This is a genomic window from Rhodococcus sp. T2V (assembly GCF_029269925.1).
Classification (GTDB): domain Bacteria; phylum Actinomycetota; class Actinomycetes; order Mycobacteriales; family Mycobacteriaceae; genus Rhodococcus_F; species Rhodococcus_F koreensis.
Map to the genome: position 1 here is coordinate 1 of NZ_JARJBD010000499.1, position 488 is coordinate 488.

Here is a 488-nt window from a genome sequence, read left to right on the forward strand (position 1 = left end):
GGCGGTGGAGAAGGACACGCCCCTCACCGACCCACTCCTGTCGGCGTTGGCGTCGGCTCCGGATGTGCACGAGGTGAATCTGGTAATCCGGGCGGCCTTCGCCGACGACGAGGACGAGAACACCGACGCCGAGTTCGCCTTCGAGGATGGGGAGGGGGCGCTCTGATGGCCCTGCACCTTCCCAGGCCCCGGACCACGAAGCCGGCGCAGCAGGCGGTCGGTCTGGACGGCCTCAAGGTGTCCGCGGTGACCGCGGCCAGTCAGCGCATCGACTCGCTCAACACCCGGCTGCAGTCGGGTGAGGGTCTCCTCGGCGGCGCCGGCAAGGAGAAGAAGTCGGAGCGGGCCCGCGACGAGGAACCCGAGGACGGCTACGAGGACGAGGAGTACGCGGAAGACGAGGGCGACGACGAGACCGGTGATGAGACCGGTGGCGACGATTCCGAACAGACGCCCCGCGCCCGGAGGCGGCCGACCCCGCGCCGCCG

Annotated in this window: 1 pseudogene; it reads left to right on the forward strand. The window is 70.7% G+C overall.

Features of this window, described 5'->3' with window-relative positions:
• Window positions 1-165: 165 nt before the first annotated feature.
• Window positions 166-488 (forward strand): annotated as a pseudogene (locus tag P3H15_RS55075) (hypothetical protein); the annotation flags it as partial.